Raw genomic sequence first — 9,790 nt, 5'->3', positions numbered from 1 at the left:
GTGGTGAAGGCGACCGCCGCGTCGAAGAGCCGGCCCGGGCCGGCCGCCTGGACGGCGTTGGCCGCCGCCATGCCGTTGCGGCTGGTGGCTGACGCGGCGAACGGCACGTCGTTGCGGGTGAGGGTCAGGTCGACCGCGTCGGTCCGGTAGCGCAGGCCCGGGCTGAGGAAGGCGAGGTTCGCGGTCACGCCGGCGAACTGGCCCGAGACGCCGCCGGCGGCGGAGAGGATCGTGTAGGTGGTGCGCGGGTTGTAGGCGCCCGAGGCGGCCAGCACCTGGACGGTGCCGCCCGACAGGGTGGCGCTGCCGGTGGCGGCGATGCGGTCGGCCTGGCCGGCGGCGTTGGCCTCGACCCGGTAGGTCGAGCCGGCCGCGAAGGCGGCATTGCCGGCGACGGTGAGCGTGCCGATGGAATTGCCCGGCGCCACCGTGCCCCCCGAGAGCGCGCCGATCCCGCCCACCGTGCCGGAGCCGCCGAGCAGGCCGCCGGCGCCCACGAAGACAGTCCCCGCGATGGTGCCGTTGGCGTAGAGCGCGCCGCCCTGTCCGATGCCGACATCGATGCCGAGGCGGTCGGTGGCGTCCATGCGCAGGGTGCCGGTGACGTTCCCGAAATACCCGGCGGCCGCATAGAGGTCGAGGCGGCTCCAGTAGCTGAGGGGGCTGCCGTAGAAGGCGGCCAGCGCGTTGGTCTCGGTGTTGACCAGGATCTGGTTGATCGTGCTGGTGGCGAGCTGGCCGTAGAGGCCGCCGGTGGGCGCGAGGGTCCGCGCGGCGGCGGTCGATCCGCCGTAGAGCGGCGCGAGCAGGATCGAGGCGTCCGGCCCGCCGGCGGGAGCGGCCTCGCGGGGCGCCTGGGCGAAGCTGAGGGTCGGCAGGCCGTAGGTGAGGCGTTGCTGGTAGGCAGCCTGGTTGCCGGCCGACGGAACGTAGGGATTCCCGGCCGCGTTGGCGGCGCTGCCCGCGCAGGCGGCGACGGTGTTGCCGCACTGGGCGGCGAGGTAGGCCTGCAGCTGGCTCTGGGCCGCCACGAACTGGGCGGGCAGGTTGATCGCCGTGCCAGTCACCGCGGCGTTGTTGATATAGGCCGGGTTGGTGAAGGCCTGGGCGAGGTCGTAGGTGGCGAGCGCCCGTCCGCCGATGATGTCCAGGGGGTAGTGCACGCCCAGGACGATGCGGCTGTTGGCGTAGTCGGCCGCCCGGGCCAGCATGCTTTGGTACTGCTGCGGCACCAGCATCGCGAGCAGGATGCCGTCGGTGAACGCGTAGGTGGTGTGCCCGCTCGGAAAGGACGGGTTCGTGGCGATGCCGTTGAGCGCGGTCGGGTCGAAGGTGTTGAACCGGGCCGGCGCCGCCTGGACGGGCCGCGAGGAACCGTAGACATCCTGGCCGGCTTGCGTGTTGGTCACGCCGTAGGCGAGGTCGTAGACGCTGTTGGTCGTGTTCGGCAGCCCGTTGGCGATGGGCAGGCTGTAGCCCGCCGGCGCCACGGCCGGCACCGCCACGTAGTTGGCCGGGGTCACGCTCGGATTGTTGGCCGCGCCGTTGGCATAGTAGTTCTTGGCGACGCCCAGGTTGTTGCCTGTGAAACCGTAGGCACCGGCCAGCAGATTGACCACGCTGCCCAGGGGTCCGCTCGCGCCCTGCTCGACCCCGCGCTGGTAGATCGGGCCGAGCTGGGCACCCAGGCCGCCGACGAGCTGCTGCGGAACGATGCCGTTGATCGGCGTCTGGGCCGGCAGGCCGCCCGCGAGATTTGCAGCCACGCCGTATGTCCCGAGCCCGGCCGAGGACAGGTCGTTGCGCGCCGAGCCCAGCAGGTTCTTGTCGCTGATCGCGAGCTGCTGCTGGGCGAGCCCCGCGGCGGTGTTGATCGCGATCGACTGCGCCAGGTTGAGCTGCAGCGTCTGCTGACCGGTCGCCGTCGTATTGAGCGTCAGGTACGGCGCCAGCAGATTGAGGACGTTGACGTCCGAAGCGGTCGTGTTGGCCGTCTGTGCCTGCGCGCCCGGTCCGAAGGCAGCGACCGCCAAGGCCACGATCGAGACGCCATATCGAAATGTCATGCCAACCCCCAAAGCGCGCAGCGATTCAGCCTGCGAGCCGGAGATTTAGCGAACTCTACGCGCTCGCCTTCGTCATAATCCAGTCACAAATCCAAAAGCTTACATTTGTATCCTGTAAGCAACAGGATCAAAACTTTGCCGGCGCAAATCATATCATGACTCATCTTCGTCTTAACCTTGCAGCGCGCGCCGTCATGACATGAGGATCGGGGCGATGGCCGTCCGTCATCGCAACGGGCCCGGCACAGACCGCCCATCCTCGGCGGCCCGAACACTGGGACGGCCCGGACACTGGGGACGGGACGAAATCCCGCAAATCGCTTCGGCCGGATGCCGTTGCGCGAGGCTGGACGCGGGATCGACGTCACCCGACCGTCACGGGCACATTTTAATCCCGGCTCACCATCACGAATGATTCCGCGCGAGGGTTCATGTCCGATTCCGCCGTGGCGCCGTCGGGGGCGGTCGCAGGCCGGCAGGTAGGGGGCCCGCGCCTCGACCACGGACTGCATCTCGGCGGGGTGGTCGCCTTCCTCCTCGTGCTGGTGGCGGGCCTCGGCTACGCGGTGGTGAGCCTGATCGCGGACATGAACGCCGTCGGCGAGGCGCCCCTCGCCTACGGCGCCTTCGCGCTGCTCGGCCTCGCCTTGCTGATCGCCCTCGCCTTCGAGTTCGTGAACGGCTTCCACGACACCGCCAATGCGGTCGCCACGGTGATCTACACCCACTCGATGCCGCCGCTCGTCGCGGTGATCTGGTCGGGCATCTTCAACTTCCTCGGCGTGATGCTCTCCTCGGGCGCCGTGGCCTACGCCATCGTGACGCTGCTGCCGGTGGAACTGATCCTCAATGTCGGCTCGCACGCGGGCTACGCGATGATCTTCGCGCTGCTGCTGGCGGCGATCCTCTGGAACCTCGGAACCTGGGCGTTCGGGCTGCCCAATTCCTCGTCCCACGCGCTGATCGGCTCGGTGCTCGGCGTCGGCCTCGCCAATCAGCTGATGAACGGCGGCGACGGCACCGCGGGCGTCGACTGGAGCCAGGCCCTCAACGTCTTCAAGGCGCTGCTGTTCTCGCCGATCTGCGGCTTCGTGCTGGCGGCGCTGCTGCTGCTCGCCCTGAAATTCGCGGTGCGCCGCAAGGATCTCTACGCGGCGCCGAAGGGCGAAGCGCCGCCGCCCCTGTGGATCCGCGGCCTGCTGATCCTCACCTGCACGCTGGTCTCGTTCTTCCACGGTGGCAACGACGGGCAGAAGGGCATGGGCCTGATCATGCTGATCCTGATCGGCGCCGCCCCCACCGCCTACGCGCTCAACCGCACCATGGCGGACGACACGACGCCCGCCTTCGTGCAGGCTTCGACGGCGGCGGGCGCGGTGTTCTCCGCCCGGGCGCCCGCCGCGGAGGTGCCGGACGCCGCCGCCGCGCGCCGGACCGTCACGGAAGCGCTGAAGACCAAGGACCTGAACGCGCCGCCCGTCTACGCCGCGCTGGCGGCGCTCGCGAACGACATTGCTGCCAGCGTGAAGAATTACGGCGCGATCCGCACGGTGCCGGCCGCCCAGACCCAGAACCTGCGCAGCGACATGTACCTCGCCGCCGACGCGGTGCGCGTGCTGCCGGGCTCCGGGGCCGATCTCTCGGAGGCCGACAAGGCGACCCTCAAGCGCTACGCGGGCCTGCTCAACGACGGCACGCGCTACATCCCGGGCTGGGTCAAGGTCTGCGTCGCCCTCGCCCTCGGCCTCGGCACCATGGTCGGCTGGAAACGCATCGTCGTCACGGTGGGCGAGAAGATCGGCAAGACCCACCTGACCTACGCGCAGGGTGCCTCGGCGGAGATCGTCGCGGCCGGCACGATCGGGCTGGCCGAACTCTACGGCCTGCCGGTCTCGACCACCCACATCCTGTCATCCGGTGTCGCCGGGACGATGGCGGCCAACGGCTCGGGCCTGCAGATGGCCACCGTGCGCAACATGGCACTCGCCTGGATCCTGACCCTGCCGGCGGCGATCACCCTCGCGGCCGTGCTGTTCTACCTCCTGCGCCACATGTTCTGATCCGGCGTCTGGCCGGCTGGCCGGAGACCGGGCGTCATCCCATGGGGAGCAGCCCGGTCTCCGGCTTCCGTCGGCCCCCTCAGGAACCCGCCATCGCCCGCACGAAGGCCAGGCAGGTCCGGCGCGCGGCCGGATTCTCGATCGCCACGAACGCCGAGACGAGGTCGGCCGCCTGGGCGATGGCCGCGTCGGGCCGGTCGGCATCCGGGAAGAAGCTCGCCACCGGCACGTCGAGAATCCCGGCGATGCGATACAGCGCATCCTTCGAGGCCGCCCCGGGGGGAGGCTTGTGGGTCCGGGCGGGACCCGGGGACGAGGCGGGCACCATCACTCACCCCGCCTTGTGGCCGAGCTGGATCGCCCGGGCGATCTCGGAACGCCGGGCCGCATAGCCCGGGGCGACCATCGGGTAATCGGCCGGCAGGCCGTACTTGGCCCTGTACCGCTCGGGCGTGAGGCCGTGGGCGGTCAGGTGGCGCTTCAGGGTCTGGTAGGCGCGGCCGTCGATGAAGCTGATCAGGCCCGCTTCCTGGATCGAGGCGTCGACCTGCTCCTGGCTCAGGCCGCCTGCCCCCGAACCCGACGGGTCGCGGCGGAGGACTGCGATCGCCGAATGCACTTGGTCGATGAGAGCCGGCAGGGCCCCGACGTCGATCGCGTTGCGCGAGACGTAGGCGGCGACGATGGCGCCGACCTTCTCCAACATGAACGTTGAACGGGCTGCGCTGAGGTTATCCATAGGAGACATCACCATTGAAAGGCCTGGCACCATGCGCCTGATCCACGACTGCCGGTCGGGGTGAACCGAGACCGCAGACGTTGATCAGTGTGCCGGATCGAAGGCCGGAGAATTGCTACCTCAAGTTGATATCGCGCCAATTCTTGAGGTTGCAGATAATATACAATATGAGCGGGCCGGGGTTTGTCCGTGAGCGCGAGGTTTTTTGATCCGTCGCGCAGGGCGACCGATCCTCGAATTGGTTACCGCGGCATTCACTGTTTTCGGCCGCGAAGATCGGCATCCGAACTCATTTTCGGCGTCGGCAGCCGCCTGTCGGGCTCCAGCCCGGGACGGCTCACCGGTGCCGTCTGCCGGGTCCGGGCACGGCGTGCGGGATCTGCTCCGCCCGACGACGTCCCGCAGCCGACAGCCCTCTTACACCCCATCCCGGTGTCGCGGAGATCGATCCGTGCAGACTCTGTTCTCAACCGCCGGTCTTCCAGCGCAGGACAGCGTCCGACGGTGACGGGAGATCATCTCCGACCCCCTCATGACGGTCGAGCTTCGGACGCTCCAAGCAAAGCCCTTTGCGGCCAAGCGGGAACGCGCGGAGGTCGGTTCCCTCGTCGTGGTCGATCGTCAGCCGCTGGTGGTGATGACGGAGACGGACAGTCGCCGGATCCTGGATGTGCCGCGCGACCGTCTGGAGCGCGGCTCGGACCGGCCCGGCTCTACACGGCCCTGACCGTCGGCGCCGATCGCGCATCCGCAAGCCTGGCAATGAGCGTCTTCAGCGAGCTGATCCGTGTCCGCGACCGTCTCGGGGCAGCCGCAGCCGCGCGCATGACGGAGATCGGCATCGACTTGATCATCGCCGGTCTCTCGGAGCCGCTGGCCCGGGAGGTGCCCCAGCCCGTCAACGGCAGCGTCGTGGTCCAGCGCGCCAAGGCCCATCTGGAAGCCGCCGCCCGGCGGCTGGCCGATCCGGCCTGCGCGCACCTGTCGATCGGCCTGCTCGCCTATGGCTGCGGCTTCGCCGGCCAAGCCCACTTCGCCCGCCGCTTCAAGGAGCGCCACGGGGCAGCGCCCCGCGCGTATCGGCAGGCGGCCCTGGTGGGCGTCCCGTAGCCCGTCGGCCCGGGACGCCCGATGCGGCCGGATCAGGCCGCCCTGTCGCTCCGGCGCAGGCTCGCCGGCATGGCGAAGAGCGCGAGCCCGGCGGCGACGAGGCAGAGCACCCCGATGCCGTACAGGGCCGGCGTCGTCGAGCCGGTCAGATCCTTCACCCAGCCGACCATCACCGGGCTGACGATGCCGCCGAACTGGCCCAGCGTGTTGATCAGCGCGATCCCGCCCGCCGCGCCGACGCCGGTGACGAGCTTGGCCGGCAGCGTCCAGAAGGTCGGGATCGAGGCGACGATGCCGGCGCCCAGCAGGGCCAGGGCGAACATCAGCGGCACGATGTGCTTGTCGAACAGGCCGGCGCCGAAGAAGCCGAGCGCCGCCGTGATGGCGAGACCCGCGACGAATTTCGGCCGCTCGCCAGAGGCGTCGGAGAGACGCCCGATCACGACCATGCTGATCGCGCCGCAGATGTAGGGAATCGCCGTGAGGAAGCCCACCGAGGCCGCCTGGCCGCCGCTCGCGGTCTTGATCAGGTCCGGCCCCCAGAAGTTGAGGCCATACGAGCCGATCTGGAGCAGGAAGTAGATCAGCGCGATCATCAGGAAGCCCGGCTGCCGGATCGCCCCGAGGAGCGAATGGTCGCCGATCTCGCGGTTGTGGTGGGCGATGCGGCTGGACAGGAGCGCCTTCTCGGGCTCCGAGAGCCAGCGGGCGTCGGCGATCCGGTCGTCGAGGCGCGTCAGCACGAGCAGGCCGAGGACGAGGCAGGGCAGGCCGCCCGCCAGGAACAGCCATTGCCAGCCGGCGAGGCCGCCGACGCCGTTGAGGCCGCCGAGGATGAGGCCCGCCACCGGCGCGCCGAAGATGCCCGAGAAGGCCGAGGCCACGAACATGAAGCTGGTGATCCGCCCGCGATGCGAGGCCGGGAACCACAGGGTCAGGTAGTAGAGGATGCCCGGCGCGAAACCCGCCTCCATGGCGCCGATCACGAAGCGCAGGGCGTAGAAGTGCCACTCGCTTCGGATGAAGATCATCAGCGCGGTGGCGATGCCCCAGGAGATCATGATCCGGGCGATCCAGCGGCGCGCCCCGACCCGGTACAGCATCAGGTTCGAGGGCACCTCGAAGATCACGTAGCCGACGACGAACATGCTCGCGCCGAGCCCGTAGGCGACGTTGCTGAAGCCGAGGTCGCTCTGGAGCTGGAACTTGGCGAAGCTGATGTTGATGCGGTCGAAGAACGCGAACATGTAGCAGATCATGATCAGCGGCATGAGCCGCCACGCGACCTTGCGGACGACGCTCGTCTCCGTCACCGCACCGGCCTCGACGGCGGCCGGCGAACCCGACAGGGCTGCGGTCATGGTTTCCTCCGTGTTGTTGTTTTTGGACACGTGGTGGGGGGCGCCGCCTTCGGACGGGCGGCTTGCCCCGGGTGAGCTCAGAGCCTGTTCGACTGGGCGCCTCCAACCCGCGCCCTCATCCTGAGGTGCGGCGAAGCCGTCTCGAAGGAGCCCTCCGGTCCGAAGCGCGATGCCTGAAGACCTCCTTCGAGGCCTCCGCTGTGCTCCGGCACCTCAGGATGAGGGCGCGACCGGGATCTCCCTCGCGTGGCGCGGGATCGCGGCCGCAGGGTCAACGCACTCTCAGGCGGCCTTGGCCGGCGCCGGGTGGAGATCGCAGGGGCGTCCAGCCTTGGCGACCTGGCCGGGCACGTCGTGGCCGACGAGGCGGGGCAGATCCCGCGACAGGCCGATCAGCGCCGGAAGGTCGAGGCCCGTCGGCACGCCCATCTCGTGGGCCATGCTGACGAGGTCCTCGGTGCAGATGTTGCCGGTGGCGCCGGGCGCGAACGGGCAGCCGCCGAGGCCCCCGAGCGCCGCGTCGAAGCGGCGGGCGCCCGCGTCGTAGGCGGCCAGCACGTTGGCGAGGCCGAGACCGCGGGTGTTGTGGAAATGGAGCGTCAGGCGCCCGGGGCCGACCAGCGGCAGGACCCGCGCGACGAGGCGGCCCACCTGCCGGGGATTGGCCATGCCGGTGGTGTCGGCCAGCGTCACCCCGTCGATGCCGAGGGACAGGTAGCGCTCCACTTGCGCGACGACCTTGTCGACCGGCTGGTCGCCCTCGAACGGGCAGCCGAAGGCGGTCGCCACCGTGGCGTTGGTGCTGACCGGGGCGCCGCGCACCGAATCCATGATCCGGGCGAAGCCGGCGATCGAGTCGGCCGGGCTCATGCCCATGTTGGCGCGGTTGTGGGTCTCGCTCACCGAGGCGACGAGGTTGATCTCGTCGACCTTGGCGGCGAGCGCCCGCTCGGCGCCCTTCGGGTTCGGCACCAGGGCGACGTAGACGGTCCCGGGCCGACGCCGGATCCCGGAAAAGACCTCGGCCGCGTCGGCGAGCGCCGGCACGGCCTTCGGCGAGACGAAGGACGAGGCCTCGATCCGGCTGAAGCCGGCCGCCGCCAGGGCGTCGATCAGGCGGATCTTCTCCGCCGTCGGCACGAAGACCGGCTCGATCTGGAAGCCGTCGCGGGTGGCGACCTCCTGGACGATCAGGGTGCCACTCGACACAGCGGTCATGCCACGGCTCCCTTCTCGCGCAGCGCGGCGATGCGCGCCGGGTCGAGACCGAGCTCGGCGAGCACGGAATCGGTGTGGGCGCCCAGCGCCGGCCCCTGCCAGCGGACCTCGCCGGGCGTGTCGGAGAGCTTCGGCACGATGCCGGGCATCTTCACCGCGGTCCCGCCGGGCAGTTCCGCCTGCAGGATCATGTCGCGCGCCTGGTAGTGCGGATCGGCCACGATGTCGGCCACCGAGTAGATCCGGCCGGCCGGCACGTCGGCGGCGTCGAGGACGGCGAGCGCCTCCTCGACGGTCTTGGTCTTCGACCAGTCGGCGATGGTGCCGTCGAGCATCGCGGATTGCTGCGAGCGGCCCTCGTTGTTGCGGAGCGCCGGGTCGTCGGCGAGGTCGGGCCGGCCGATCGCCGTCATCAGGCGGCGGAAGATCGGGTCGCTGTTGCCGGCGATGACCACGTAGCCGCCGTCCCGCGTCGGATAGGTGTTCGACGGGGTGATGCCCGGCAGGGCGCCGCCGGTGCGGGTGCGGACCTCGCCCAGCAGGTCGTATTCGGGAACGAGGCTCTCCATCACGTTGAACACGCTCTCGACGAGCGAGACGTCGATGACCTGGCCCGCGCCCTGTCCGGTCTTGACCCGCAGCAGGGCCATCAGCGCGCCGATGACGCCGTGGAGCGAGGCCAGGGTGTCGCCGATGCTGACGCCGACCCGCGCCGGCGGAGCCTCCGGGCTGCCGGTGGTGAAGCGGATGCCGCCCATCGACTCGCCGATGGCGCCGAAGCCGGGCCGGTCGCGGTAGGGCCCGGTCTGGCCGTAGCCCGAGATGCGGACCATCACGAGGTTGGGGTTGAGCGCCGAGAGCACGTCCCAGCCCAGCCCGAGCTTCTCCAGACCGCCGGGCCGAAAGTTCTCGACCACGACATCGGCGCTCTTGGCGAGCTGCTTGACGATGTCGAGACCGTCCGGAGACTTCAGATTGACCGCGATCGACTTCTTGTTGCGCGACTGCAGGTACCACCAGAGCGAGGTGCCCTCGTGCATCTTGCGCCACTTCCGGAGGGGATCACCCTCACCCGGGGGTTCGACCTTGATGACCTCCGCGCCGAATTCGGCCATCAGCCGCGTGGCGAAGGGCGCGGCGATCAGCTGACCAAGCTCGAGAACGCGGATACCGCTGAGCGGACCGGACACGGCTTTCCTCCATCTTTGGTTGCCTGGAAAATACGGCCGTTCCCGC

9 protein-coding genes are annotated in these 9,790 nt (G+C 69.8%); 3 read left to right on the top strand and 6 right to left on the bottom strand.

Annotated elements, in window-relative coordinates:
- On the bottom strand, positions 1 to 2,066 hold a 2,066-nt coding region (locus BM396_RS33705), incomplete at its 3' end, for a phosphatase PAP2 family protein (protein ID WP_091994945.1).
- A 431-nt stretch (positions 2,067 to 2,497) separates the two neighbouring features.
- Between BM396_RS33705 and BM396_RS21450 the strand changes: the two genes are divergently transcribed.
- Positions 2,498 to 4,126 carry an inorganic phosphate transporter gene (locus BM396_RS21450; protein WP_043385312.1) on the top strand — a complete coding sequence of 543 codons (1,629 nt, stop codon included), beginning with the start codon at positions 2,498 to 2,500 and terminating at the stop codon, positions 4,124 to 4,126.
- Positions 4,127 to 4,205: 79 nt separating this feature from the next.
- Here BM396_RS21450 and BM396_RS21445 read toward each other — a convergent pair whose 3' ends face one another.
- Positions 4,206 to 4,454, bottom strand: coding sequence for a hypothetical protein (locus BM396_RS21445; protein WP_043385309.1), 249 nt, complete (start codon positions 4,452 to 4,454; stop codon positions 4,206 to 4,208).
- A gap of 3 nt (positions 4,455 to 4,457) precedes the next feature.
- Complete coding sequence (locus BM396_RS21440) at positions 4,458 to 4,832, bottom strand: Ros/MucR family transcriptional regulator (RefSeq protein WP_269466598.1); 375 nt, start codon at positions 4,830 to 4,832, stop codon at positions 4,458 to 4,460.
- A 565-nt stretch (positions 4,833 to 5,397) separates the two neighbouring features.
- Here BM396_RS21440 and BM396_RS33435 point away from each other — a divergent pair.
- Both BM396_RS33435 and BM396_RS33430 read left to right on the top strand, forming a co-directional pair.
- Entirely contained in the window at positions 5,398 to 5,592 is a 195-nt protein-coding gene (locus BM396_RS33435) for a hypothetical protein (protein WP_051976162.1), read from the top strand.
- Positions 5,593 to 5,627: 35 nt separating this feature from the next.
- Positions 5,628 to 5,975, top strand: a complete 348-nt coding sequence (locus BM396_RS33430) for a helix-turn-helix domain-containing protein (protein WP_051976161.1) — start codon at positions 5,628 to 5,630, stop codon at positions 5,973 to 5,975.
- A gap of 32 nt (positions 5,976 to 6,007) precedes the next feature.
- Here the strand turns inward: BM396_RS33430 and BM396_RS21425 are convergent, their stop codons facing one another.
- From BM396_RS21425 to BM396_RS21415, 3 genes are all read right to left on the bottom strand, one after another.
- Positions 6,008 to 7,336, bottom strand: coding sequence for an MFS transporter (locus BM396_RS21425; RefSeq protein WP_043352551.1), 1,329 nt, complete (start codon positions 7,334 to 7,336; stop codon positions 6,008 to 6,010).
- 282 nt (positions 7,337 to 7,618) lie between these two features.
- A complete protein-coding gene (locus BM396_RS21420; protein WP_043385330.1) occupies positions 7,619 to 8,545 on the bottom strand; it encodes a hydroxymethylglutaryl-CoA lyase in 927 nt (308 codons plus the stop codon).
- Positions 8,546 to 8,550: 5 nt separating this feature from the next.
- Complete coding sequence (locus BM396_RS21415) at positions 8,551 to 9,744, bottom strand: CaiB/BaiF CoA transferase family protein (RefSeq protein WP_043352553.1); 1,194 nt, start codon at positions 9,742 to 9,744, stop codon at positions 8,551 to 8,553.
- Between the last annotated feature and the right edge of the window lie 46 nt (positions 9,745 to 9,790).

It is taken from the genome of Methylobacterium sp. UNCCL125, assembly GCF_900116795.1.
Lineage (GTDB): Bacteria > Pseudomonadota > Alphaproteobacteria > Rhizobiales > Beijerinckiaceae > Methylobacterium > Methylobacterium fujisawaense.
This window is presented reverse-complemented; position numbering and strand designations above follow the sequence as displayed.

Excerpts from the sequence above, each read along its gene's own strand:
- BM396_RS33435 (WP_051976162.1), top strand. The coding sequence starts at position 5,398 with ATGACGGTCGAGCTTCGGACGCTCCAAGCAAAGCCCTTTGCGGCCAAG.
- BM396_RS21450 (WP_043385312.1), top strand. The coding sequence starts at position 2,498 with ATGTCCGATTCCGCCGTGGCGCCGTCGGGGGCGGTCGCAGGCCGGCAG.
- BM396_RS21445 (WP_043385309.1), bottom strand. The coding sequence starts at position 4,454 with ATGGTGCCCGCCTCGTCCCCGGGTCCCGCCCGGACCCACAAGCCTCCC.
- BM396_RS21440 (WP_269466598.1), bottom strand. The coding sequence starts at position 4,832 with ATGTTGGAGAAGGTCGGCGCCATCGTCGCCGCCTACGTCTCGCGCAAC.
- BM396_RS21425 (WP_043352551.1), bottom strand. The coding sequence starts at position 7,336 with ATGACCGCAGCCCTGTCGGGTTCGCCGGCCGCCGTCGAGGCCGGTGCG.
- BM396_RS33430 (WP_051976161.1), top strand. The coding sequence starts at position 5,628 with ATGAGCGTCTTCAGCGAGCTGATCCGTGTCCGCGACCGTCTCGGGGCA.